Annotated in this window: 20 protein-coding genes and 4 pseudogenes; 22 read left to right on the forward strand and 2 right to left on the reverse strand. The window is 62.7% G+C overall.

What is annotated here, in order from left to right; all coding sequences use genetic code 11:
- Positions 1-28: 28 nt before the first annotated feature.
- From IHE30_RS01600 to metH, 4 genes are all read left to right on the forward strand, one after another.
- Positions 29-1,444, forward strand: coding sequence for a DUF3108 domain-containing protein (locus IHE30_RS01600; protein ID WP_337688268.1), 1,416 nt, complete (start codon positions 29-31; stop codon positions 1,442-1,444).
- A 221-nt stretch (positions 1,445-1,665) separates the two neighbouring features.
- Positions 1,666-1,923, forward strand: a complete 258-nt coding sequence (locus IHE30_RS01605) for a BTH_I0359 family protein (protein ID WP_076785985.1) — start codon at positions 1,666-1,668, stop codon at positions 1,921-1,923.
- A 165-nt stretch (positions 1,924-2,088) separates the two neighbouring features.
- Positions 2,089-3,138 carry a homocysteine S-methyltransferase family protein gene (locus IHE30_RS01610; RefSeq protein WP_337688273.1) on the forward strand — a complete coding sequence of 350 codons (1,050 nt, stop codon included), beginning with the start codon at positions 2,089-2,091 and terminating at the stop codon, positions 3,136-3,138.
- Positions 3,135-5,852, forward strand: a complete 2,718-nt coding sequence (metH, locus tag IHE30_RS01615) for a methionine synthase (protein WP_337688275.1) — start codon at positions 3,135-3,137, stop codon at positions 5,850-5,852. The genes IHE30_RS01610 and metH overlap by 4 nt, the downstream gene beginning before the upstream one ends.
- Positions 5,853-5,949: 97 nt before the next feature.
- On the opposite strand, the gene IHE30_RS01620 is transcribed toward metH, so the two are convergent.
- Positions 5,950-6,270, reverse strand: coding sequence for a DUF1840 domain-containing protein (locus tag IHE30_RS01620; RefSeq protein ID WP_337688277.1), 321 nt, complete (start codon positions 6,268-6,270; stop codon positions 5,950-5,952).
- Positions 6,271-6,464: 194 nt separating this feature from the next.
- Here IHE30_RS01620 and argS point away from each other — a divergent pair, with 194 nt between their 5' ends.
- The 8 genes from argS (at position 6,465) to IHE30_RS01660 (ending at position 15,853) form a co-directional block, all read left to right on the forward strand.
- Positions 6,465-8,273 (forward strand): arginine--tRNA ligase, encoded by a 1,809-nt coding sequence (argS, locus tag IHE30_RS01625; protein WP_337688278.1) that lies wholly within the window; start codon positions 6,465-6,467, stop codon positions 8,271-8,273.
- A 128-nt stretch (positions 8,274-8,401) separates the two neighbouring features.
- Positions 8,402-9,154 carry an SPOR domain-containing protein gene (locus tag IHE30_RS01630; protein WP_337688280.1) on the forward strand — a complete coding sequence of 251 codons (753 nt, stop codon included), beginning with the start codon at positions 8,402-8,404 and terminating at the stop codon, positions 9,152-9,154.
- Between the two features lie 122 nt (positions 9,155-9,276).
- Positions 9,277-9,924, forward strand: a complete 648-nt coding sequence (locus IHE30_RS01635; protein ID WP_337688282.1) for a thiol:disulfide interchange protein DsbA/DsbL — start codon at positions 9,277-9,279, stop codon at positions 9,922-9,924.
- A 35-nt stretch (positions 9,925-9,959) separates the two neighbouring features.
- Positions 9,960-10,748 carry an SDR family oxidoreductase gene (locus IHE30_RS01640; protein WP_337688283.1) on the forward strand — a complete coding sequence of 263 codons (789 nt, stop codon included), beginning with the start codon at positions 9,960-9,962 and terminating at the stop codon, positions 10,746-10,748.
- A 190-nt stretch (positions 10,749-10,938) separates the two neighbouring features.
- Entirely contained in the window at positions 10,939-12,498 is a 1,560-nt protein-coding gene (locus tag IHE30_RS01645; RefSeq protein ID WP_337688399.1) for an ABC transporter substrate-binding protein, read from the forward strand.
- Positions 12,499-12,610: 112 nt separating this feature from the next.
- Positions 12,611-13,585: a glycosyltransferase gene (locus tag IHE30_RS01650; RefSeq protein WP_337688401.1), complete on the forward strand. Its 975-nt coding sequence runs from the start codon at positions 12,611-12,613 to the stop codon at positions 13,583-13,585.
- Position 13,586: 1 nt separating this feature from the next.
- Positions 13,587-13,976: a GtrA family protein gene (locus IHE30_RS01655; RefSeq protein WP_337688285.1), complete on the forward strand. Its 390-nt coding sequence runs from the start codon at positions 13,587-13,589 to the stop codon at positions 13,974-13,976.
- 2 nt (positions 13,977-13,978) lie between these two features.
- Positions 13,979-15,853: a hypothetical protein gene (locus IHE30_RS01660; protein WP_337688286.1), complete on the forward strand. Its 1,875-nt coding sequence runs from the start codon at positions 13,979-13,981 to the stop codon at positions 15,851-15,853.
- Positions 15,854-16,021: 168 nt separating this feature from the next.
- Here IHE30_RS01660 and IHE30_RS01665 read toward each other — a convergent pair whose 3' ends face one another.
- The gene (locus IHE30_RS01665; protein WP_337688288.1) at positions 16,022-17,104 is read right to left on the reverse strand and encodes an MBL fold metallo-hydrolase; all 1,083 of its coding nucleotides are present in this window, start codon (positions 17,102-17,104) and stop codon (positions 16,022-16,024) included.
- Positions 17,105-17,231: 127 nt separating this feature from the next.
- Between IHE30_RS01665 and IHE30_RS01670 the strand changes: the two are divergent.
- The 10 genes and pseudogenes from IHE30_RS01670 to bioB all read left to right on the forward strand — a co-directional run.
- Positions 17,232-17,339 (forward strand): annotated as a pseudogene (locus IHE30_RS01670) (MerR family DNA-binding transcriptional regulator); the annotation flags it as partial.
- Between the two features lies 1 nt (position 17,340).
- Positions 17,341-17,448 (forward strand): annotated as a pseudogene (locus IHE30_RS01675) (hypothetical protein); the annotation flags it as partial.
- 90 nt (positions 17,449-17,538) lie between these two features.
- Positions 17,539-17,921, forward strand: a pseudogene (locus IHE30_RS01680) (isocitrate dehydrogenase kinase/phosphatase-domain containing protein); the annotation flags it as partial.
- Positions 17,922-18,014: 93 nt separating this feature from the next.
- Complete coding sequence (gene can, locus IHE30_RS01685) at positions 18,015-18,812, forward strand: carbonate dehydratase (RefSeq protein ID WP_337688289.1); 798 nt, start codon at positions 18,015-18,017, stop codon at positions 18,810-18,812.
- A 42-nt stretch (positions 18,813-18,854) separates the two neighbouring features.
- Positions 18,855-19,387, forward strand: a pseudogene (locus IHE30_RS01690) (hypothetical protein).
- A 41-nt stretch (positions 19,388-19,428) separates the two neighbouring features.
- Positions 19,429-19,854: a YchJ family metal-binding protein gene (locus IHE30_RS01695; RefSeq protein WP_337688402.1), complete on the forward strand. Its 426-nt coding sequence runs from the start codon at positions 19,429-19,431 to the stop codon at positions 19,852-19,854.
- A gap of 535 nt (positions 19,855-20,389) precedes the next feature.
- Positions 20,390-20,689: a hypothetical protein gene (locus tag IHE30_RS01700; protein ID WP_337688291.1), complete on the forward strand. Its 300-nt coding sequence runs from the start codon at positions 20,390-20,392 to the stop codon at positions 20,687-20,689.
- 32 nt (positions 20,690-20,721) lie between these two features.
- Positions 20,722-22,110 (forward strand): adenosylmethionine--8-amino-7-oxononanoate transaminase, encoded by a 1,389-nt coding sequence (gene bioA / locus IHE30_RS01705; protein WP_337688293.1) that lies wholly within the window; start codon positions 20,722-20,724, stop codon positions 22,108-22,110.
- 89 nt (positions 22,111-22,199) lie between these two features.
- Positions 22,200-22,907 carry a dethiobiotin synthase gene (gene bioD / locus IHE30_RS01710; protein WP_337688295.1) on the forward strand — a complete coding sequence of 236 codons (708 nt, stop codon included), beginning with the start codon at positions 22,200-22,202 and terminating at the stop codon, positions 22,905-22,907.
- A 257-nt stretch (positions 22,908-23,164) separates the two neighbouring features.
- Positions 23,165-24,145, forward strand: coding sequence for a biotin synthase BioB (bioB, locus tag IHE30_RS01715; RefSeq protein ID WP_443193575.1), 981 nt, complete (start codon positions 23,165-23,167; stop codon positions 24,143-24,145).
- Positions 24,146-24,226: the final 81 nt, after the last annotated feature.

A 24,226-nucleotide genomic window follows, 5' to 3' on the forward strand; every position in this document is an offset into this window, starting at 1 on the left:
CGCGTAGTGCCCGCCTGCTTGGAATTCCATGGCGGAATTGTCTTCACGCGCCGCACCGCGGCGGCCCCGCACGATCGTCGCCGGCCACCCGTGCCGTCGGCATGCGCGCGGGCCAGTCACGCGCTGGGTCATCGCCCTGGCGCTGGTATTGCTTGCCCACGCGCTAGTTGGCGTGTGGCTGGAGCGCGTGCCTGGGCTGAACCCCGCGCCGACGCCGAGCGAGATCCCCGTGCTGGTCGCCATGCTAACACCGCGGCCAATCGACTCGGCGACGCAGCACGAGCGCGCCGCGACGATGGTCGGTGATGCGCCAGGCGCGGCCTCGCCCCGCTCGCCGTCCAGCGATGCCTTGCAAGCGGTGGTGCCACAACCGAACGCGTCCCGCGCCGGCACCGCTGGCCCGCCGCCCGCCCGCACACCGCGTGCAATCGACGACACCCGCCCGCGTGCGCCGGCACACCCTCTACCGGCTGACACGGCCGCACAGGCCTTTGCCAGCACACGTGGCCCGCTCGCCGGCAAATACGGCGCCGGCCGGCAACCGCAGCCGGCCACGCGCGACGCAGTGGCAAGCGGCGCGTCGTCGCCGGCCTCCGCGCCGGTCGTTCCCGGCGGCGAAAAATTCGCGCTGCCCCCGAGCACGGACATCCGGTACGACACTTTCTACAACGGCGTGCAAAATCAGGCTGGCACGCTGCGTTGGACCACCGACGGCTCGCATTACCAGATGGTCGTCTCAATGACGCTACCGTTTGTGGGCACGTACAGTTTTACCAGCGAGGGCCGCGTCGGCACATTCGGGCTCGCGCCGCAACGCTACGTGGAACAGCGTGGGCGCCGCGGCACCGATACGACGCGCTTCGAGCGCGACACGCAGCCGGGGCGCATCGCGTTCTCGCGCTCGCCCCAAACCGTGCCACTGTCCGACGGCGCGCAGGACCGCTTCAGCATGGTGATGCAGTTGGCCAGCCTCGTACGCGGCGACCCGTCAGCCTATACGCCGGGCGTCACACGCCAGTTTTTTGTTGCCGACAGCGACAGCGGCGAAACCTGGCCGATCGAGATGATCGGCACCGAATCGGTGCAGACTCGGCAAGGATTCGTCGATGCCTTGCATTTCATGCGCCTGCCGCGCCGCGAAGGCGATCGGCGGCGCATCGACGTATGGCTGTGTCCTATGCTCGATTACCTGCCGGTCAGGCTGGTGCAAACCGAGCCAAACGGCACGCAAGTCGAATTGCTATGGCACGGCAAGCTGCCGGCGAACAGCGGGACGGGCCGGCTCACCCCATCCGGAGCGGCCGGCATGCCCGAAAAAGTAACCGCCACCCCGGCCGAGCCCGCTCAGCAGCATTCGACGCCCGCGCCCGCCGAGGCGCCCGCGTCCGTGCCGGGCATAGGTCATGCTGAATCATGGCCATGGCAGGCGCCGGCGAAACCGTAGTGCGGATGCTTCGCTTCGCCGTTCAGCGCGTCGGCCTGGCGCTGGAATCCTTTTGCGCACCGGCGGTCGAATCGGTAGATTCGGAACGGCAGCCATTTTGACAACGTAACAAAATGTAACCGCAAAGCCTATCCGTTCCGGGTCGGCCCCTTGAATTTCTGATTAACCTCTCCATCTACGGTGCAAACCGTGGCAGAGCAACAGAATTAAGGAGTGTCGCCATGCAAATGATCTACAACAGCCCGAACTACTGCGTTGTCGAATTCGCCCCCCAAGCCGAGCATGGCACCATGCTATCCGGCGGATTCGAGATCGTCGACAAGAATGCGCAGCGCGAGATATTTATCGACGGCTCGATGGCAGCACGCTTTCGCGAGCACGTGCAACGCCTGATCCAAGCGCAACCGTCGCTGGAAGAAGTCGACGAATTCCTCGGGCAATTCGACAGTCTGATGAACCAACCTGTCGTGCTGCACTGATCTTTGATCGCTGGCGGACTCCCATCCAAAACAGCAAGACCCCCGCCGGATGCCCGACGGGGGTTTTCTTTTAGAATGCCAGGTTACGGCGTACTTCGGCACGCGCCGCCGCCGATCGTCACGACATGACGCGACGCGGTCAGCCGCGATTCGGGCATATATCCCATGCAAAAAGCACACAGCCTTCGCTACACCCGGGGCAGCGCATTGCCTGCGCTGCTCGCGCGCCGCATCCTGATACTGGACGGCGCAATGGGCACGATGATCCAGCGCTACAAGCTAACCGAGGCCCATTACCGGGGCGAGCGGTTTGCCACGCTGGACCATGATGTCAAGGGCAACAACGAGTTGCTGTCGATCACGCAGCCGCAGATCATCGGCCAGATTCACGAGCAGTATCTGGCCGCCGGCGCAGATATCGTCGAGACAAACACGTTCGGTGCGACCCGGATCGCCCAGGCCGATTACCGAATGGAGACGCTCGCCATCGAAATGAATATTGCCTCGGCACGGTTGGCGCGCGCCGCATGCGACCAGTATTCGACGCCGGACAAGCCGCGTTTCGTCGCCGGGGCGATTGGGCCCACGCCGAAGACCGCGAGCATCTCGCCGGACGTCAACGATCCGGGCGCGCGCAACGTCACCTTCGACGAATTGCGCGACAGCTACTACGAGCAAGCGCAAGCGCTGCTCGATGGCGGCGCGGACCTGTTCCTGGTGGAGACGATCTTCGACACGCTCAATGCGAAAGCCGCGTTGTTCGCGCTCGATCAATTGTTTGAGGATACCGGCGAAGTGCTGCCGATCATGATTTCCGGCACGGTGACCGACGCGTCCGGACGCATCCTATCCGGACAGACCGTCGAGGCATTCTGGAACGCGCTGCGCCATGCTCGGCCGCTGACCTTCGGGCTAAACTGCGCGCTGGGAGCGGCGCTGATGCGGCCGTACATCGCCGAGCTGGCGAAGCTGTGCGACACGTACGTGTCGTGCTATCCGAACGCCGGGTTGCCGAATCCGATGAGCGAGACCGGCTTTGACGAGACACCGGAGGTCACCTCCGGACTGCTCAAGGAATTCGCCGACGCGGGTCTCGTCAATCTGGCCGGCGGCTGCTGCGGCACGACGCCCGAGCACATTGCAGCGATCGCCGCGCGCCTGGCAGGCGTCAAGCCGCGCGCATGGTCACATTATCAGGAAAAAAGCGAATCATGACCGACCATACGATGCGCCTTTGCGGCCTTGAAGCGTTCAACGTCACGGACACGACGCTGTTCATCAACGTCGGCGAACGCACCAATGTAACCGGCTCCAAAGCCTTTGCGCGCATGATCCTGAACAGCCAGTTCGACGACGCGCTCGCCGTCGCACGCCAGCAGGTCGAGAACGGCGCACAGGTGATCGACGTGAACATGGACGAGGCGATGCTCGATTCGCTCGCCGCGATGGTCCGCTTCCTCAACCTGATCGCGTCGGAGCCGGATATTGCACGGGTGCCGATCATGATCGACTCGTCCAAATGGGACGTGATTGAAGCGGGACTGAAATGCGTGCAAGGCAAGGCGATCGTGAACTCGATCTCGCTGAAGGAAGGCGAGCAAGCGTTTCGCCACCATGCGAAGCTGATCCGCCGCTACGGTGCAGCCGCCGTTGTGATGGCATTCGATGAAAACGGTCAAGCCGACACCTTCGAGCGCAAGTGCCAGATTTGCCAGCGCAGCTACGACATCCTTGTGAACGAAGTGGGCTTCCCGCCTGAAGACATTGTCTTTGATCCAAACATCTTTGCGATCGCCACCGGCATCGAGGAGCACAACAACTACGCGGTCGACTTCATTAACGCGACACGCTGGATCAAGCAGAACCTGCCGCATGCCAAGGTGAGCGGCGGCGTATCGAACGTGTCGTTCTCATTTCGCGGCAACGACTCAGTGCGCGAGGCGATCCATACGGTGTTCCTGTATCACGCGATCCAGGCCGGCATGGATATGGGCATTGTCAACGCCGGCCAGCTCGGCGTGTACCAGGAGTTGGACCCGGTGCTGCGCGAGCGCGTCGAAGACGTCGTGCTCAATCGTCGGCCCGACGCGACGGACCGGCTGCTGGAGATCGCGGACAAGTACAAGAGCGGTGCGACCAAGAAAGAGGACAACCTCCAATGGCGGGAGCAGCCGGTCGAGCAGCGGCTGGCCCACGCGCTCGTGCACGGCATCACAACCTTCATCGTCGAGGACACCGAGCAGGCGCGCGTAAAAATCGCGCAAGCCGGCGGGCGGCCGATCAACGTGATCGAAGGACCGTTGATGGACGGCATGAACATCGTCGGCGACCTGTTCGGGCAAGGCAAGATGTTTTTGCCGCAGGTGGTGAAGTCGGCGCGCGTGATGAAGCAGGCGGTCGCGCACCTGATTCCGTTCATCGAGGAGGAAAAGCGCCAATTGGCCGCCGCCGGCTCGGACGTGAAACCCAAAGGCAAGATCGTAATCGCCACGGTCAAGGGCGACGTGCACGATATCGGCAAGAACATCGTGTCCGTGGTGCTCCAGTGCAATAACTTCGAGGTGGTCAACATGGGCGTGATGGTGCCGTGCACGGACATCCTCGCGACCGCCAAAGCCGAGGGCGCCGACATCGTCGGGCTGTCCGGGCTGATCACGCCGAGCCTGGAGGAAATGGCCTACGTTGCCGCCGAGATGCAACGCGACGAGTATTTCCGTGGCAAGAATACCCCGCTGCTGATCGGCGGCGCGACCACCTCGCGCGTGCACACCGCGGTGAAGATCGCGCCGAACTACGATGGCCCGGTCGTCTACGTGCCCGACGCGTCGCGCTCGGTCTCGGTCGCCTCCAGCCTGCTGTCCGACGAGGGCGCGGCGCGTTACATCGACGAGTTGCGCGCCGACTACGACCGGATCCGCGAGCAGCACGCGAACAAGAAGGCCCAGCCGCTGGTCACGCTAGCGCAGGCACGCGAGAACAAAACCCGCATCGACTGGGACGGCTATGTGCCCCCCAAGCCCAAGTTCGTCGGCCGGCGCACGTTCAAGAACCAGGATCTGGCCGAGCTTGCGCGCTACATCGACTGGGGCCCGTTCTTCCAAACCTGGGACCTGGCCGGACGCTTCCCAGCGATCTTGGACGACGAGGTAGTCGGCGAATCGGCGCGGCGCGTATTCGACGATGGCAAGGCGATGCTCGCGCGGCTGATCCAGGGACGCTGGCTGAGCGCGAACGGCGTGATCGCGCTGCTGCCCGCCAACACGGTCAACGACGACGACATCGAGATCTATACCGACGAGAGCCGCACGCAGGTTGCGCTGACGTGGCGCAACCTGCGCCAGCAAAGCGTGCGGCCCGTCGTGGACGGCGTGATGCGGCCCAACCGCTGTCTGGCCGATTTCATTGCGCCGCGCGCCAGCGGCATCGCCGACTACATCGGCTTGTTCGCGGTCACGGCGGGATTAGGCGTGGACGCGCGCGAGAAGCAGTTCGAGCAACACCACGACGACTACAGCGCGATCATGCTGAAGGCGCTTGCGGACCGGCTTGCCGAAGCGTTCGCCGAACAACTGCATCAGCGCGTGCGACGCGACTTGTGGGGCTACGCGGCCGACGAGACGTTGAACAACGATCAGTTGATTGCCGAGCAGTACGCCGGCATTCGGCCCGCGCCCGGCTATCCGGCATGTCCGGACCATCTGGTCAAGCATGACCTGTTTGCGACGCTGCAAGCAGACGAGATCGGCATGAGCCTGACCGAATCGCTGGCAATGTGGCCAGCGGCCAGCGTGTCGGGCTTCTATCTGTCCCACCCGGACAGCCGATATTTTACCGTCGGCAAGATCGGCGACGATCAGCTCGAGGACTACGCGCGCCGCATGGACCTGTCACTGGAGCACGCGCGACGCGCGCTGGCGCCGCAACTGTGAGCCCGGCCTTGACACGCAGCCAGTCGTTCACCGGCCGTGCCCGGCGTCGACACGGGCGCGCGATGGCGCGCCCGCATTGCTCGGGCAATTGGCGCGCTCAAACGCCCCAAATCACGTCCGCGTTCGCCTTGTGTGCCTGCCGCAGCATGTCGAGAAACGGATAGGCTCGCTGTGCCAAGCCGATCGGCATCTCGTGCGCCTCATGATCCCCTTCATCGGCATGGCCATCGTGCTCGGCACAGCGCTGCTTGTCCTGCGCAATAGCCGCCTCGAGCTTGGCGATCGCCGGCTGCAACTCGTCATGCGCGATGACGCCACGCTGCCCGAGGCGCTTGCCGATGATCGCCAGCAGGAATTGCGCGAGGTTTTCGAGCATCGTCACCTCCACGGTGGCCCGAGACTTGAACGTGATCAGCATGGCGGCTCCTTGTTCGCTTCGTCGGTCCGGTCGCGCCAGCGTCGCTGGCGCCGCATGCGCACCACACCGACCTGGACTGTATTCGACAGTTTAGCACCTGCTAAAATCCATCATTCCCGCTTTGTGCGTGTTCGCGGGGCAAGCGGCCAATGGGTCGCCGCGCCCGTGCCTGTTCCGATAACTGCCGTCATTCCATGCTGCCCGCACAGAAACACATCATCGAATCGATCCTAGCAGATGCCGTCGCCGGAGTCGTCCAGGCGTCGCCGGCAGCCAGCGATGCAGCATTCGTGCAGCCGACCATCGCGCTGGACCGGCCTAAGCTCGCCGCACATGGCGATGTCGCGTCGAATCTGGCGATGCAACTGGCCAAGCCGCTGCGCGCGAACCCGCGCGTGCTGGCGCAACAACTGGCCGAGGCCACCCTCGCGCACCCACGCGCGGCCGGGCTGATTGCCGGCGCGGAAGTCGCCGGCCCGGGTTTTGTGAACCTGCGGCTGACCGACGCCGCGAAACAGCAGACCGTGCACGCGGTACTAGCAGAGCGCGAGCGCTTCGGCTTCGCGCCGCCGGGGCGCGGCGGCCATGGCAAGCAGGTGCTGATCGAGTTCGTGTCGGCCAATCCGACCGGGCCGCTGCACGTGGGCCACGGCCGGCAGGCGGCGTTGGGCGACGCCCTCGGCGCACTGATGCAAACACAGGGTTGGGCCGTGCACCGCGAGTTCTACTACAACGACGCCGGCGTGCAGATCAACACGCTTGCGCTATCGGTGCAGGCGCGGGCACGCGGCTTCAAGCCGGGCGATGCGCAGTGGCCGGAAGCGGCCTACAACGGCGACTACATCGCGGACATCGCGCGCGACTACTTGGCCGGCGAAACGGTGTCGGCCAGCGATGGCGCGCCCGTGACAGGAGCCGGTGACGTCGACAATCTCGATGCAATCCGGCGCTTCGCCGTGACTTACCTGCGCCGTGAGCAGGACATCGACTTGAAGGCCTTCGGCGTCAAGTTCGACCAATACTACCTGGAGTCGTCACTGTATGACGAAGGCCGCGTCGAGCGCGCAGTCCAGGCGCTGGTGGCCGCCGGCAAGACGTACGAGAACGATGGCGCGCTGTGGCTGCGCACCACCGACTATGGCGACGACAAAGACCGGGTGATGCGCAAGCAGGACGGCACCTACACCTACTTCGTGCCGGACATCGCCTATCACGTCACCAAGTGGGAGCGCGGCTTCACGAAAGTGATCAACGTGCAGGGCTCGGATCACCATGGCACGATCGCGCGCGTGCGCGCTGGTCTGCAGGCGTTGGCCATCGGCATGCCGAGCGGCTATCCAGAATACGTGCTGCACAAGATGGTCACCGTGATGCGCGACGGCCACGAGATCAAGATCTCCAAGCGAGCGGGCAGCTACGTGACGGTGCGAGACCTGATTGTATGGTCCGGCGGCGGCAATCCGGACGAGTCCGCCGCCTCGCTGAGCCCTCAGCAACTGGACAGCGACATGCTGCGCAAGGGCCGCGATGCGGTCCGCTTCTTCCTGATCTCGCGCAAGGCCGATACCGAATTCACATTCGACATCGACCTTGCGCTGAAGCAAAACGACGAGAATCCGGTCTATTATGTGCAATATGCGCATGCGCGGATCTGCTCGGTGCTATCGGAGTGGCGCGCACGCTATGCGCACGATCCCGAGGACTGGTCGCAGGTCGACTTGGCGCCGCTCGGCACCGAGCGGTCCAAGGCGCTGCTGCAAAAACTGGCGGAATATCCGCAGATGCTGGAGCACGCAGCAAACGAACTGGCCCCTCATGCGGTCGCATTCTATCTGCGCGACCTGGCGGGCGAGTTCCATTCGTTCTACAACGACCGCGCCGAGCGAGTGCTCGTGGACGATGCGCGCGAGCGCCTGGCCCGCGCGGCACTGCTGGCCGCGACGCGCCAGGTGCTGGCCAATGGGCTCGCGACGATCGGGGTGTCGGCGCCCGTGAAGATGTAGGAAGCGGAATGCGGCGCGGGGACCGTATAATCGGCGCTTCCCGGTCACGGATGACGTGGGCGCGACGGCGGCATGGCATCCACGGTTTCATCCGCGCGGTTTCACAGAGATACAGGTAATCAAACACGATGGCAAAAGCACGACGATCTTCCTCGCCGAATTCAAAGCAACGTGGAGGGACGTTTCTCGGTATCGTATTGGGATTGATCGTCGGGCTGGCGGTCGCGATCGTGGTGGCGCTGTACATCAGGGGAGCGCCAACGCCATTCGTGTCCAAGGGCAACGCACCTGCGACAATGTCCGACACGGCAGGCAACGGCACGACGTTTGATCCGAACCGGGCGCTGGCCGGCAAGTCGCCCGGTCAGCCGGTGCCGCCGTCGGCCACCCAGCCGCCGCCGAACACGGCACCAGGCCAAAGCTCGCAGCAATCGCAGTCCACGGGCGTGCTGGAAGAGCCGCAGATCATCGAGGTCCCGTCCCCGGCCAGCGCCACGCCCGCGACGCCCTGGAGCCCGTCCGCGACGCTGGCGCCCCATTCCGCGCCGTCCGGCGGCAGCGCCAGCGCGTCTACTCCCGCATCAGCCAAGCCAGGCACCGGCACGCTGGCCGCCCCGCAAAGGCCGGGCGCGGGCGAGGTCAACACCGGCTATTTCCTGCAGGTCGGCGCGTACCGCACGGAACAGGATGCGGAGCAGCAGCGCGCACGGCTGGCACTGCAGGGATTCGAGTCCAAGGTCACGCAGCGCGACGCCGGTGGGGTCGTGTACTACCGCGTGCGCATCGGCCCGTTCTCGCGCTTTGAGGACATGAACAGCGTCCGGCAGCGGCTGTCCGATGCCGGCGTCGACACCGCCGTGATCCGCTTTACGAAGCCATAGCCTTGTGTCCCGCGCCACGCGCGCACCGCACGTGGCGCACACTCTTGAACCGGCGGCATCCGTACCCGTCTGAATAGGTTTCGTGCCGCTTTTTCCTTGCCACGCTTTTGCCACGGTCCACCATGAAGAAAACCCTCAGCGCTGCCCTGCTCGCCGTCGCTGTCGCCCTCGGCACAGCCCCGTTCGCCCAAGCGTCACCGTCCGCGCCGGTCGCCGGCAAGGACTATACGGTGCTCACGCCAGCCCAGCCGGTAAAGGCTCCGGCCGGCAAGGTCGAAGTAACCGAATTCATGTGGTACGGCTGCCCGCATTGCAGCGAGTTCGATCCGTACCTTGAAAAGTGGAAGGCCAAACAAGGGGCAAACATCGTGTTTCGGCGCGTGCCGGTTGCGTTTCGCGACCAGTTCGTTCCACATTCGAAAATGCTGCTCGCGCTGGACGTGCTCGGCCTGAGCGAGAAACTTGCACCAGTGATCTTTGACGAGATCCATATCAAGCGGAACTACCTGCTGACGCCGGATGCACAAGCGAACTTCCTTGCCAAGCAAGGCGTGGACAAGAAAAAGTACCTCGATGCGTACAATTCATTCACCGTCGCGAGCGAACTGAAGCGCGTGTCGCAGATGGCGCAAGACTACAAGATCGACGGCGTACCGAGCGTCATCGTGCAAGGCAAATACGAGACCGGCCCGGCGGCGACCAACAGCCTGGAAGGTACCATTCAAGTGCTTGACTACCTGGTCGGGCAAGTGGCCGCGAAGAAGATGTAGCGGATATGTGGAATCCCCCGCCACGCCATGCTGCAATGAGCGAAGCCGCGCCATTAAAAGTCTTTATCACCGGTGCGTCGAGCGGCATCGGGCTCGCGTTTGCACGCCACTACGCGCGAGCGGGGGCAAGCCTGGGGCTGGTCGCACGCCGTGGCGAGGTCTTGACCGACTTTGCCGAGTCATGCCGCAGCCGCTTCCCGCAGGCGAGCGTGTCGATCCATGTAGCAGACGTACGCGATGCCGCCGCGCTGGCGCTCGCGGCACAGCAATTCATCGACCGCTACGGCCTGCCGGATATCGTGATCGCGAACGCCGGCATCAGCGCCGGCGCCGTCACCGGCCACGGTGACCTGCCGGCGTTCCGCGCGATCATGGACACCAACTACTTTGGCATGGTCGCGACCTTCGAACCCTTCGCCGCCGCGATGGTCTCCGCCCGGCGCGGGACGCTGGTGGGCATTGCCAGCGTGGCGGGCGTGCGCGGTTTACCCGGCGCAGGCGCCTACAGTGCATCCAAGGCGGCCGCGCTAAAGTACCTAGAAGCGCTGCGGGTCGAGATGCGTCCCGCCGGCGTGGCAGTCGTCACGATCGCACCCGGCTACATCCGCACGCCGATGACCGACGGTAATCCCTACCCGATGCCGTTTTTGATGGATCCCGACCGGTTCGCCGCTAACGCGGCGGCGGCCATCGCCGCCAAGAAACGTTTCGCCATCTTCCCGCGACCCATGCGCGTGGCTGCCGCGCTGCTGCACGTGCTGCCGCGCTGGCTTTACGATTTTGCCCTCGAGCGGGCGCCGCGCAAGCCCCGCGCCGCGCGATAAAGCGACGCGACAGACGGCACGGTGGCGAAAAACGTATCAGAATAGCCGGATTCGGCCCCGCCACCGGGCAGTTGAGGCCACCATCAGGAACCGTGAAGAACAAGCTTTGGGAGATCGTATGCATGTGAAACACCCCGTTAAGGCTCCCCGTGGACCGCGCGGCGCAGCTGCGTGGCTTGGCGTGGCGACCATGCTGCTAACCGCGCCCACCTGGTTGCAGGCCAAGCCGTTGACCGTGTGCACCGAGGCCAGTCCGGACGGCTTCGACATCGTGCAGTACAACTCACTGACCACCTCCAACGCATCTGGCGACGTTGTCTTCAATCAATTGGTGCGCTACGACGAGGCGGCCGGCAAGCTCGCGCCGTCGCTCGCCGACCGATGGGAGGTCAGTCCGGACGGGCTCGCCGTCACGTTCCACCTGCGCCCCAACGTATCGTTCCAGACTACGGAAGAATTCAAGCCGTCCCGCGCACTGAACGCCGACGACGTGTTGTTCACGTTTAATCGGATGCTCGATCCGAATCATCCGTGGCACAAGATTGCAGGCAGCGGCGGCTTTCCGCATGCGCAGTCGATGAACCTGCCGAAGCTGATTAAATCGGTCACTAAAGTGGACGACTTAACGGTGAAGTTTGAACTGTCCGAGCCTAACGCGGCGTTTGTGTCGATCTTGACGATGCCGTTCGCGTCAATCTACTCGGCAGAGTACGCGAGCCAGTTGGAAAAGGCGGGCAGACAAGCCGACATCAATGCGAAGCCGGTTGGCACCGGTCCGTTCGTGCTGAAAAGCTACACGAAGGATGCGGTGATCCGCTACGATGTCAACCCAACTTATTGGGGCCGTAAACCGAAGATCGACCGGCTGATCTATGCCATCACGCCCGATGCAGCAGTACGCGCGCAAAAGATCAAGTCAGGCGAATGCCAGATTGCGCTGTCGCCCAAGCCGCAGGATGTCCTGGCAGCCAGGAGCGACAAGTCGCTGAAGGTCGTGCAAACGCCGGCGTTCATGACCGCGTTTGTCGCATTGAACACGCAGCATAAGCCGCTGGACAATGACAAGGTCCGGCAAGCATTGAACATCGCGTTCGACCGGCAGACATACATTAAGACGGTATTCGGCAACACTGCAGTGGCAGCTGTCAATCCGTACCCGCCGAATACATGGAGCTATAGCAAGGCGGTCAAACCGTACCCGTACAGCATCGAACAGGCGAAAAAGCTGCTGGCCGACGCCGGTTATCCGAACGGCTTCGAGACATCGATTTGGGTGCGGCCAAGCGGCAGCGTGTTGAATCCTAATCCGAAGGCCGGCGCCGAACTGTTGCAAGCGGACCTCGCTCGGATCGGCGTAAAGGCGCAGGTCAAGGTCATCGAATGGGGGCAACTAATCAAGGATGCGAAGCAAGGGCAGCATGACCTGCTTTTCATGGGCTGGTCCGGCGATAACGGTGATCCAGACAACTTTCTGACGCCGCAGTTCTCATGCGCATCGGTGAAATCAGGCATCAACTTCGCGCGCTACTGCGACCCCCAGCTCGATAAGTTGCTCGCCGACGGTAGGACCACGGCTGACCAAACTACCCGAGCAAAAGCGTACACGGCCGCGCAAAAGATCATCCATGACAAAGCCTTGTGGATTCCGCTTGTCTATCCGAGCGCGGCCGCAATCACGCGCAGCAATGTCTGGGGCTACCACGTCAGCCCATTTGGCCGGCAAGAATACTCAGATGTGACGGTCGACTAGGCACCTTTGGCGGCCTCGGATAAACACGGCCGCATGGGTGAGTCTTATAATCGCCTTTCATTGAATGAACTGGCAGGATATGCATCATTTTTCCAGCGCACAGTCGGCAGACATGCAAAACGCCACCTTGCCAGCTGACACGCAGTTCGCGAACCAGCGCGTCGCGGTGCTGGTGCCATGCTATAACGAAGCAGCCACAATCGACACGGTCGTGCGAGATTTTAGACGCGCGTTGCCGCATGCGGAGATCTATGTATTCGACAACGATTCGAATGACGATACCATGCGGCACGCACGAGCAGCCGGTGCACAGGTACGCACGGTGCTTTACCGGGGCAAGGGGAATGTGATCCGGCGCATGTTCGCCGACATCGACGCGGACATCTACGTGCTTGTCGATGGGGACGGTACCTATGATGCAAATGAGGCGTCACGACTTGTGCAAAAGCTCGTGACTGACGGGCTGGACATGGTCGTCGGCACCCGTGTTACGGGAGAGCGCAACGCATATCGGCGAGGCCATCGCTTTGGCAACCAGATCTTGACGCAATGCGTGGCGACGCTGTTTGGCCGTACGTTTACCGATATGCTGTCCGGGTACCGCGCATTCTCACGCCGTTTTGTGAAATCTTTTCCGGCCCATGCGAGCGGTTTTGAGATTGAAACCGAGTTCACAGTGCATGCACTGGAACTGCGCATGCCCGTCGCCGAGATTCCGACTGCCTATGGCGTGCGACCGCAAGGATCTGCAAGTAAGCTTAACACCTGGACCGACGGTTGGCGAATCCTAATGATGATCGTTCGGCTGTTTAAAGCGGAGAAACCACTGCTGTTTTTTTCGACGGGCTTCTTCGTGTGTGCACTGTCGTCGTTACTGCTTGCACTTCCCGTCTTTGACGACTATTTGCATACCGGATTTGTGCCTCGATTGCCAACCGCTGTGCTGTGCGCGGCACTGATGCTGCTTGGCGCGATCCTGCTAGCCTGCGGCATCATACTGGACACCGTGACGCGCGGGCGCATCGAGGCAAAGCGGTTTGCCTACTTGTCGGTGGATGCACCACGGCCCGCGGCAAAACAAAGCTAACGTGCGTTCGCCATTCCTTCGTTTCGCGATCGCCGGCATAGCGGGATTCATTGTCGACGCCAGCATGCTATGGCTCATGCTGTGGATCGGGCTCGGCTACTTCACTGGACGGGCGGCGTCGTTTCTCATGGCCGTCTGGGTTACCTGGCAGTTGAACCGGCAATTCACGTTCTCAGATAAGCGGTGCGGATCCGTGTGGCGCGAATGGTGGCGGTACCTCACCGCGATGCTCGCCGGCGGGTGCGTGAACTACGCCGCGTACAGCGCGGTGATCCTGAATTTGCCGCCGCGCGTCTTTGTACCTTATGTCGGAGTAGCGGCTGGCTCGCTCGCTGGCCTTGCGGTAAATTTTGCTTCCGCCCGCTGGTGGGTTTTCTGTCGTAAGAGTTAATAATGAAAAAAAGCAAAAGCGGAACAGGTTTTTGTTGTGGAGCACTGCGTGCACGACTGGGGACAATCGATTTGAATACACCGCGTGCACTTACGCTCGCAAGGGTATGGGTACCGTGCCTGTTCGGCTTGTATTCACTGTGGCTGGGCGCGGACGCGAATTGGGATCTGTACAACTATCACTTATACAACGCGTTCGCTTGGCTGCACGGCAAGCTACAGACTGATCTCGCACCGGCTGGCCTCCAATCCTACTTTAATCCGCTGCTCGACGTGCCATTCTATTTGGCCAATACGCATTTGCCGTCGCGGTTAGTCGGCTTTGCCATGGGCGTGTTGCATGGCTTGAATTTTGTTCTCATTCTGGCAATCGTGCAACGGGCGCTGCCATTACTGCCGGACACTGATCGCTACCGTGTACCGCTGCTACTTGCGCTAGCGGGTTGCCTGACCGCAAATTTCCTGTCCGGACTTGGCAATTCAATGGGCGACGATACGACCGCGATGTTCGCCCTCGCAGGCCTGTTGGCGCTGTTGACGGCGTGGGAACAACTTGGGCAATGGTCAATACGCACAGTCGCCATGGTGCTCGGCAGCGGCATGGTGGTCGGGCTCGGTGTCGGGCTGAAACTGACCAACGCTGTCTACGCGGTCGCAATGTGTGCGGCATTGCTTAGCTATCCGGGCCGTGTCAGTGTGAAGCTGCGCATTGCGGTGCTGTTTGGCATCGGTGTGCTGTTTGGCTTGGCGACGACCGGCGGTTATTGGATGCTGCAGATGTGGCAGACGTTCGGCAATCCGCTGTACCCGCAATTCGGCGTTTTATTTCCAAATCCACTCGCTACACCCGATGTGATGGGCGACACAAGATGGCGGCCACGTGACTGGCTGGAAACGGTGTTGTGGCCGTTCATTTTTACCGAAAATTCACGGCGGGTCGGTGAGACGCCGATTAGGCAGATCATTTGGCCGATGACCTACCTGCTGTTTTGGTGTTGGATCGTGACGGCAGCGATACGGCGGCCCATACGGGGGACGACTGCGGCACTGGTGCCACGCGCACGGTTTATCGTGCTGTTTGTTGCAATGGGATACGTAGTATGGATGCAGCTGTTTAGCATCTATCGATACTTGGTTGTGGTAGAGGTGTTGACGCCACTGGTCATATGGATCCTGCTGCACCGATTATTGCCGTATCGTCATGCTGTACGTGCGGCGACCGTGCTGCTCAGTGTCGCAACCTTAGTCGTGGTAGCTGGCGGCGCCCGTACGTGGGGGCACGAGCGATGGGCAGACCCGCTCTATCATGCCGAGGTGCCAACTATCGAACAACCTGAGCGTACTACCGTGGTGCTCGCGACAACGCATGCTCGTGCATGGGCATGGCTCGCGACGCTGTTCTCGGACCAGGTTGCGTTCACGCAGATTGATAGCAGCTTTCCGGGCACACCCGTGTTTAACGAGCGCATGCGTGCCATCGCGGCGCAGCGTGGTGGCTCCCTCTACGCAATTGTCGACGGTGAATATAATTGGCGAATCGACAATGTCGCGCGAATAGACCACATCGTCAAACGTATCGGTCTCACCGGCAGCGAGCGCGGCTGTAAGCTACTGCATTCGGCCGTGGAACGACTGCGCTTGCACGCCGCGGTGGTGCCGTCAGCTGACCACGGGAGACAGTGCGAACTGGGTCTGCGTGCCGATGACGTCAGGGACATTCTTGCTGAGAACCGAGCCAACGTTGAGCAGGCACTGCCGATATTTGAGCGCAACGGTTTCGTGCTCCACCCAGCGACGTGCGTGCCTTATCGCGCTGGGATCGGTAAAGGCGTGATGATGTATCAGTGGTGTCAGATATCGCTGCATGGGTCACGTTGAGCAACGAGGAAGGTACGCCAATACACGCTGCTGTACTCCCGTTTCAGACAGCTTTATCGCTTATAGTCGACGGTTGAACGCAATGCCCATAATCCGCATGGCCCCCGCTAGCGTCGTCGTCTATCCAACTGATCTGCTGAGCACACGGCCCGGCTTGTCGACGGCACACTAACCAGCGTACGACGAAAAGCGGATCACGCCGTCGCACTCGACGCGGTTAATCTCGCCGGCATGCCACAGCCAGTGCAGGTGCGCGAGCGCCTCACCCATCGCGAACGTCATCTGATGTAGGTCCAGCGGCCGCTTGAACATCAGCGGCACGATGTCGGCTGCACTGTGCGACTGCCGCGCGCACGCTTCGCGCACCTCGTTCAGCCGCGCCGCGTGATGCTCACGCAACTGCGCAATGCGCGTGTGCAAGCCGCGAAACGGCTTGCCGTGCGACGGCAGCACGAGCGTATCATCGGGCAATTCGTGATAGCGACCGAGCGAACCCAGGTACTGCGCCAGCGGGTTGCCGCCCGGCTCGATCTCAAATACCGATACATTCGTCGAAATCCGCGGCAACACCATATCCCCGGAAATCAACAGGCGATCCGCGTCGCAATACAGCGCGCCATGCTCAGTCGAATGACCAAACCCGGTAATGACGCGCCAGCGCCGCGAACCGATCGTCACCGTATCCCCCTCCTGCATCCGCACGTACGACGCGGGCACCTGCGGGACCAGCGCGTGGTAATACCCCTTGCGTACCCGGATCTTTTCGATCGACAGCGGATCATTCAGGCCATGGCTCGCGAAAAACCGCGCAGCCGCCTCGCCGCCGGCGTTTGAATCCCCTTCCTTGGCCGACGACAATAGACGGCCCATCAGGTATTCACCCAGCGTCATCCACAGCGGGGCGCGCCAGCGGCCGCGTTCGCCACCCCCGCACAGCCAGTGCGCCAAGCCCAAATGGTCCGGGTGAAAGTGGGTGACCAGCACGCGCAGCACCGGCAAGCCGCCCAGCACATCGTCGAAGATCCGCTCCCAATGGGCCTTGATCGTGTCGCTCGCGATCCCGGCATCGATGATCGTCCAGCCGGGCTGCGCGCCCAATTGGTCGCGCAGCAGCCACAAGTTAATGTGGTCGAGCTTGAAGGGCAGCGGCATGCGGATCCACAGCACGCCGGGCGCGACTTCGTGCACGCTGCCGTCAGCCGGCAGGGTATCGGCGAAAACGTAGTCCAGCTGATGTTCGAGCGCGTTCATGGGAGTCGGGTTTGTAGTCGTTACGTTCCGGCAATCGTGTTTGCAGTCGTGGCGTTCCGGCAAGGTTGACGATAACGTAAACGTGCATTGTATCCATGTTGCCGCCGACACGCCGACGCACTACACCATGACTGAATTAGCCCGTAAATTCAATGTGACGCCGCGGGCGATCCGTTTCTACGAGGACCAGTGCCTGCTGTCGCCGAGCCGTGAGGGCGCGAGTGCAGCGCATCGTCATGAATGTCCACTTCGATGTGCCGCTCGAGGATCCGCCACGCGACGTGGACTGCGTGATGCGCCCGATCCGCGACGCATTTGGCGAGTTCGATACGACGTTCAATTTCCCGATCCACGTCCTGTCGTCGCTGTTCTTCCGCAATCAGGCAGCCTACATCGTCGGCGAGAGGGCCGACTCGCTCGAGTATTCGGAAGGTAAAAACTTCAACATGACGCGTCACGGCCCCGTCGTCTTTTACAATTACGACGAGATCGAATACCTGACGGACTGCAATATGTGCCGCGTGCCACCACCGCGTCATGATGAGGGTGGGATGTCGGGGATGTCAGGCGGGCCCCGGTACGCAATCGGCCCGCACGATATCTTCCCGAAGACCTACGGCACGTTCCTGCTCGGTGACCCGCGCGTGCGCGCCGCACTCCTGCGTCACCACCCGGATGTCTTCAACCTGGCGTTGTGGCAGTCGACAAAAGAGCAGTTGCTGGCTGGCATGTTAACGATTTCTTTCCCTATGAACGCAACGAGCAATTTTGCGTGCGTTACCCCGAATGCTTCGCGGCGGCCCCGCATGCGTCGTGAAGCCATTGGTCAACACACACCACGCGCCGCCGTTGCATGAGACCTGACCAACGAGCAATGCACGAAGCACGACCAACAAACGAAACGATGACCATGGATCAAAAACCGTCCTCTCCCGCATCCGAACCGCTTGCGCACCTATTCGAGAACAACCGGCTGTGGGTCGAGCGCAAGCTCGGTGAAGACCCCCAGTACTTCGCGAGACTAGCCGAGCAACAGAATCCGGAGTACCTGTGGATCGGCTGCTCCGACTCGCGCGTGCCCGCCAACCAAATCATCGGCTTGCCGCCCGGTGAAGTGTTCGTGCACCGGAACATTGCCAACGTGGTCGTGCACTCGGACCTGAACTGCCTGTCGGTGATCCAGTTCGCCGTCGAGTTGCTCAAGGTTAAACACATCATGGTGGTTGGCCACTATGGCTGCTCTGGCGTGCGCGCCGCGTTGTTCGGCACGCGCGTCGGATTGGCCGACAACTGGCTGCACCACATCCAGGACGTGCACGGTAAGCACGCGGCGCTGCTTGCCGAATGGCCGCTGGGTCAGGCGCGGCACCACCGGCTCGTCGAACTCAACACGATTGAGCAGGTGGTCAACGTGTGCCGCACGACGATCGTGAGCGATGCGTGGAAACGGGGTCAGCAGCTCACCGTGCATGGCTGGGTGTATGGCGTGCACGACGGCAAGATGCGCAACCTCGGCATGACGATCGGCGAGCCGGACGCGCTGGACGCAACCTATGCGCGGTGCGTAGATGCGCTGAAGCGCAACCGTCCAGCCGATGCGGTGCCGCCGTCTCATCCCAACGACGTGCTCGCCGACGATGCAGCGCGCCTGGCGGCAGCCGTCGGCCACGTCCACCCAGGCGAACCCGCTGCCGGCGTCACGCGCTGAATCCAACCAAGGAACACTCGATTTGAGCCAGAAGACACCCTGATGACCGACTCCATCGAACGCGATCCGATCGTGATTGCCAGCGTCGCCCGTACGCCGATTGCCAGCTTCCAAAGCGATTTCGCGTCGCTGGCCTGCCCGCAGCGCGGCGCTGCGGCGATCAACGCCGCGCTGCCACGCGGGCGCACCTGGAGCCCGCACAGGTGGACGAGGTTGTGATGGGGTGCGTGCTGCCCGCCGGACTTGGCCAGACGCCGACGCGCCAGGCGGCTTGGGGCGCAGGGCAGCCGCTATCCACCGGCTGCACGACGGTCAACAAGCTGTGCGGTTCCGGCATGCGCGCCGCGATGTTCACAATCGTCACCATGGTCACGCTGAAGAAACACCGCTTACCCCACGAAAAGGTCAACGTGCATGGCGGCGCCTGCGTGCTGAGCCATCCGCTTGGTGCCTCGGGTGCGTGCATCATCGTGACCCTGATCGGTGCGTTGCGCCAGCGCGGGCTGAAGCGGGGTGTCGCAAGCCTGTGCATCGGCGGCGGCGCAGCCACCACGATGGGGATCGAGCTATTTTGAACGGCGCACCACACACGCCCCGCGCGCAGTACACGGCACGTCTGCACTTGCCGCCCGAGGCGCCGTGCCCCTGCGGCGCAGTGCAGCAAGGCCGCCCGGCACGTTATGGCCGCTGCTGCGCGCGCTTCATTGAAGGCGGCGAAGCGGCACCTTCGGCGCTCGAGTTGATGCGCTCGCGCTATACCGCCTATACGCTGCACGCGTTCGACTACTTGCGCCAGACGTGGGATCCGTCCACCTGTCCACCGGATCTCGGCTGCGACGCCGATACGCTGACCCGCTGGCTCGGCTTGACGGTCAAGCAACACGTCAGCGACGATGATACGCACAGCCGGGTCGAGTTTATCGCGCGCTATCGGAGCGCCGGCGCAGGCGGCGGGCGCGCACAGCGGCTGCACGAGCTGAGCCGGTTTTGCCGCGGTGACGACGGACGGTGGCGCTACGTCGACGGCGACATGCTCGATTGATCACCACCGGCGTTTTTAATTGCTTAAACTTGAAGATCTGCCGATTTGCCGATGCAGCCGATCCTGCCCTCCTATCGCGTCACTGGCCCGCGTGCCACCTGCCGCGATTGTGCGACGCCGCCGCATCTGATGTGGGCAGAAACGGGCGAAGCGCCGAATTGGCCTGCTTCAGGGTAGCTGATTGCGGCATCCGTGCGGGGCACCTGCGATGTTCAGAGGTTAACCTATCGTAGGCGGGTCAGCATCCGATCCGTCGCGGGAACTTGAGAGACGCGCAATGGCGCGCATGCAGCGGCTGGCAGCACAATCTGACGCACGCGTTCGCCACGTATGGCGGCAAGGTGCGGCTGCCGTCGCTGTGGTTCTACGGCGAAAACGACGCGTTCTGGTCACCGCAGCGGGTGGCGCAGAGGTACAGCGCTGACGTGGCCGGTGGCACGCATGCAGAGCTTGTGAATTTCAGCTTCTACAAGGACAATGCACACTGGAGCGTCGAGGATCGCGGCGGGGGTTGCGCTCTGGTGGCCAGATCGGCATGCCCACCGCCGTGCGCTATCGCGTCGAGGACGCGCCTGCTGCGCAGCCAACCGACTATGCCTTGATCGACGCGATCGAGGCAGTTCCATCCCTAAACGGCAGCGGCCGCGAGGGCTATGCGACATTTCTGAAACAATACCCGAGCCGCGCATTTGCGGTATCCGACAGCGGTGCGTGGTCGTGGGCCGAAGGGGGCGGCAATCCCGTATCAGTCGCGCTGGACAATTGCCAGAAACACAGCCGCGATCCGTGCCAGCTGTACGCGGTAGACCACGTCGTCGTCTGGTCGGGCCGTTGACTGGCGCCGGGTAATTCGTATGACTGTAGGCTTTGAAGAACAATTCATCTGATCTGATTTCCCGCAGCCTGCGCGCAGTGTGGCATCCCTGCACGCAAATGAAGCACCATGAGCAGTTGCCATTGATCGCCGTGGCGCGCGGCGCCGGGGCATGGCTCTACGATCACGACGGTAAACGCTACCTCGATGCAATCAGTTCGTGGTGGGTCAACCTGTTCGGTCACGCCAACCCGCATATCAACGGCGCATTGAAGGCGCAACTGGACACGCTCGAGCATGCGATGCTCGCCGGCTGCACGCATGAGCCGGCGGTCGAGTTGGCCGAGCGCCTGTCGATCCTGACCGGCCACGTGCTCGGCCATGCGTTCTTCGCTTCCGATGGGGCATCGGCCGTGGAGATTGCGCTGAAAATGAGCTTTCACTTCTGGCGCAACAGTGGCCGCAGTCGGAAACGCGAGTTCGTCTGCGTCGCCAACAGCTATCACGGCGAGACAATCGGCGCACTGGGCGTGACCGACGTGGCGCTGTTTAAGGACGCGTACGATCCATTGATTCGCACCGCGCACGTGGTCGCGTCGCCGGACGCGCGCCAAGCCCGTGCCGGCGAACAGGCAGCGGACATGGCAGCGCGCGCGTTGGCCGATGTCAAACGGCTGTTCGTTGAGCGCGGCGAACAGATCGCGGCGTTGATCGTCGAGCCGCTGGTGCAGTGCGCCACCGGCTTCGCGATGCACGATCCGTCGTATCTGGCCGGACTGCGCGCGCTGTGCGACGAATATCACGTACATTGGATTGCCGACGAGATCGCGGTAGGCTGCGCGCGCACCGGGACCTTCTTCGCCTGCGAGCAGGCGTGCGTATGGCCGGATTTCCTGTGCCTGTCCAAGGGCATCAGCGGCGGCTACCTACCGCTGTCCATCGTGCTCACGCGCGATGCGATATACGCGGCGTTCTACGATGACGACACCACGCGCGGCTTCCTGCACTCGCACTCGTACACCGGCAACCCACTCGCCTGCCGTGCGGGTCTGGCCACGCTCGAATTGTTCGACGCACACGACGTACTGGCACGCAACCGCGTGAGATCAGACGCACTGGGCGCGTTGCTCGAGCCACTGCGTGAGCATCCGTACGTACAACACCTGCGCCGGTGCGGCACGCTGTTCGCGTTCGACGTATCGTTGCCGGCCGAGTCCGCCCGCCGCTTCTCGCGGCGCTTCTTCGAATGCGCGCTCGCCAACGAGCTGCTGCTGCGCCCAATCGGCACCACCGTCTACCTGATGCCGCCTTATATATTGAACGATGACGAACAGATGCTGCTCGCCACGCGGCTACGCGCGACACTAGAGAGGGTGCTTGCCGAACTGGGCGGGCGCGAGCACGATGCCAGCCCGGCCGCCACCGGCGGCGTGATACTGTGAGCCCGGCCATCGTGCCCACGCGCGGCTCGTCCGACGTTGACTAAGATCCGTGCCACGGTACGGGATTAGGGATTCCAGGAACCACTACGATGAAAGCGCTTTCACTATTCGTCACCGGCACCGACACGGAAATTGGCAAGACGTTCGTGTCGTGTGCATTATTGCGCGGCTTTTGCGCGCGGGAACTGCGCGCCGCGGCCCTCAAGCCGATCGCCGCTGGCGCGCAGCTGCACAACGGGATCTGGCATAACGAAGATGCGGACCTGCTGCGCGATGCATCCAATGTCACGCTGCCGCCGCACGTGTCCACGCCCTATCTGCTGCGCGAGCCGGCCGCCCCGCATATTGTGGCCGCACGCGAAGGCGTGCAACTGGACATCGCGCATATCGTCGCCTGCCATCACGATGCCGAACAGCTCGCCGATGTGGTCGTCGTCGAAGGCGCGGGGGGATTCCGCGTGCCGCTGGACGACATGCTGGATACGTCGGACCTCGCGTTCGCGCTCGCGTTGCCGGTCGTACTGGTCGTCGGGTTGCGACTCGGCTGCATCAACCATGCGTTGCTCAGTGCCGAGGCGATTGCAGCACGCGGCCTCGTGCTGGCGGGATGGATCGCTAACGCGATCGATCCGGACATGGCATTCGCCGCCGAGAACATTGAGGCGATCCGACAGCGCCTGGATCGACAGTACAGCGCGCCGCTGCTCGGTACAATCCCGCGCCTAGACGGCAAGCGCGCCGACGAAGCGGCAGCGTACATCGATATCGACGCATTGCTTGAGCGGTTTCGGCACTGACGCGCACGCTAGTCGGGGCCTTGGCGGCGAACCATACCCCGTTGGTAAATCTGCTTACGGAATCCGACAATCGGCGCCGCCTAGAATGTACCCCGTGGGAAACTGGCCGATGTGCATCAATCCGCGCACATTTGAGCGGATTCGACAAAAACGGGGATAGACCGATGACTATGACCCAAGGCGCGGCCCACACCGGCTTGCCAGCGTCCATTGCCCTGAGCGGTTCGGATACACGTGCGCTGACCGACATAAGTGCAATGGGGGTCGAACGCAGCAATACCACCGATCTCACGCGTGACCAGCACACCATGCGCTGGAGCACCTGCGACATCGCTGCCTTGTACGAATTGCCGCTGGGCGACCTGCTGTTGCACGCGCAGCAAACCCATCGCAAGCACTTCGACCCAAACGCCATCGAGCTGTCGACGCTGCTGTCGATCAGAAACGCCGGGTGCGACGAAGACTGCGCCTGCTGTCCCTCATCCGCTCACTCTGGCACGGGACTGAAGGCGCCGCCGCTCGTATCGTTGCACGAGGTGCTCAGCGCGGCCCGCGCGGCCAAGGAAAGCGGCGCGAGCCGATTCTACATGAGCACCGCATGGCGCAATCCAAAGGCGCGGCATCTGGATAAGATCCTGGAGATGATCCGCGGCGTTAAGGCACTCGGGCTCGAGACCTGCGCTACGCTGGGCATGCTCGACGACGAGCAGGCCAAGGCACTGCGCGATGCGGGCCTGGACTACTACAACCACAATCTTGACACCTCGCCCGAGTTCTACGGGCAGATCATCTCGAATCGCACCTATCAGGATCGTCTGGACACGCTTGAGCGAGTGCGCAATGCGGGCATCGCGGTGTGCTGCGGCGGCATCGTCGGGCTGGGCGAGTCGCGCCGCGACAGGGCCGGATTGATCGCCCAACTGGCGAACATGGCGCCCTACCCAGAGTCAGTGCCGATCAACGGTCTGATGCGCTTGGAGGGCGCGCCGCAGACCGATGCCACGGCACTCGACCCGTTCGAGTTCGTCCGCACGATTGCCATCGCGCGCATCACGATGCCCGCGGCCCAGATCCGCCTGTCGGCCGGGCGCGAGCACATGGACGATGCGCTGCAGGCGCTATGCTTTTTCGCCGGCGCTAACGCCGTACTCTACGCAGACCCCTTGCTGGAATCGGGCCACCCGCTGCGGGTCAGAGACCGCACGCTGTTTGCCCGGCTGGGGCTGCGCATCGCGTAACTTTCGTCCTAGTTACAGCCATATGAGGCGGCCGCACCCTGCTTGAACGGCGTTTGGCAATTCACGCTGCGCGCCGTGTCT

This window comes from Mycetohabitans sp. B46, from assembly GCF_037389205.1.
GTDB lineage: Bacteria > Pseudomonadota > Gammaproteobacteria > Burkholderiales > Burkholderiaceae > Mycetohabitans.

Bases quoted from the DNA above. Each gene is read 5' to 3' on its own strand.
- IHE30_RS01600 (WP_337688268.1), top strand. From the start codon at position 29: ATGGCGGAATTGTCTTCACGCGCCGCACCGCGGCGGCCCCGCACGATC.
- IHE30_RS01605 (WP_076785985.1), top strand. From the start codon at position 1,666: ATGCAAATGATCTACAACAGCCCGAACTACTGCGTTGTCGAATTCGCC.
- IHE30_RS01610 (WP_337688273.1), top strand. From the start codon at position 2,089: ATGCAAAAAGCACACAGCCTTCGCTACACCCGGGGCAGCGCATTGCCT.
- metH (WP_337688275.1), top strand. From the start codon at position 3,135: ATGACCGACCATACGATGCGCCTTTGCGGCCTTGAAGCGTTCAACGTC.
- IHE30_RS01620 (WP_337688277.1), bottom strand. From the start codon at position 6,270: ATGCTGATCACGTTCAAGTCTCGGGCCACCGTGGAGGTGACGATGCTC.
- argS (WP_337688278.1), top strand. From the start codon at position 6,465: ATGCTGCCCGCACAGAAACACATCATCGAATCGATCCTAGCAGATGCC.
- IHE30_RS01630 (WP_337688280.1), top strand. From the start codon at position 8,402: ATGGCAAAAGCACGACGATCTTCCTCGCCGAATTCAAAGCAACGTGGA.
- IHE30_RS01635 (WP_337688282.1), top strand. From the start codon at position 9,277: ATGAAGAAAACCCTCAGCGCTGCCCTGCTCGCCGTCGCTGTCGCCCTC.
- IHE30_RS01640 (WP_337688283.1), top strand. From the start codon at position 9,960: ATGAGCGAAGCCGCGCCATTAAAAGTCTTTATCACCGGTGCGTCGAGC.
- IHE30_RS01645 (WP_337688399.1), top strand. From the start codon at position 10,939: ATGCTGCTAACCGCGCCCACCTGGTTGCAGGCCAAGCCGTTGACCGTG.
- IHE30_RS01650 (WP_337688401.1), top strand. From the start codon at position 12,611: ATGCAAAACGCCACCTTGCCAGCTGACACGCAGTTCGCGAACCAGCGC.
- IHE30_RS01660 (WP_337688286.1), top strand. From the start codon at position 13,979: ATGAAAAAAAGCAAAAGCGGAACAGGTTTTTGTTGTGGAGCACTGCGT.
- IHE30_RS01665 (WP_337688288.1), bottom strand. From the start codon at position 17,104: ATGAACGCGCTCGAACATCAGCTGGACTACGTTTTCGCCGATACCCTG.
- can (WP_337688289.1), top strand. From the start codon at position 18,015: ATGGATCAAAAACCGTCCTCTCCCGCATCCGAACCGCTTGCGCACCTA.
- IHE30_RS01700 (WP_337688291.1), top strand. From the start codon at position 20,390: ATGCCCACCGCCGTGCGCTATCGCGTCGAGGACGCGCCTGCTGCGCAG.
- bioD (WP_337688295.1), top strand. From the start codon at position 22,200: ATGAAAGCGCTTTCACTATTCGTCACCGGCACCGACACGGAAATTGGC.
- bioB (WP_443193575.1), top strand. From the start codon at position 23,165: ATGGGGGTCGAACGCAGCAATACCACCGATCTCACGCGTGACCAGCAC.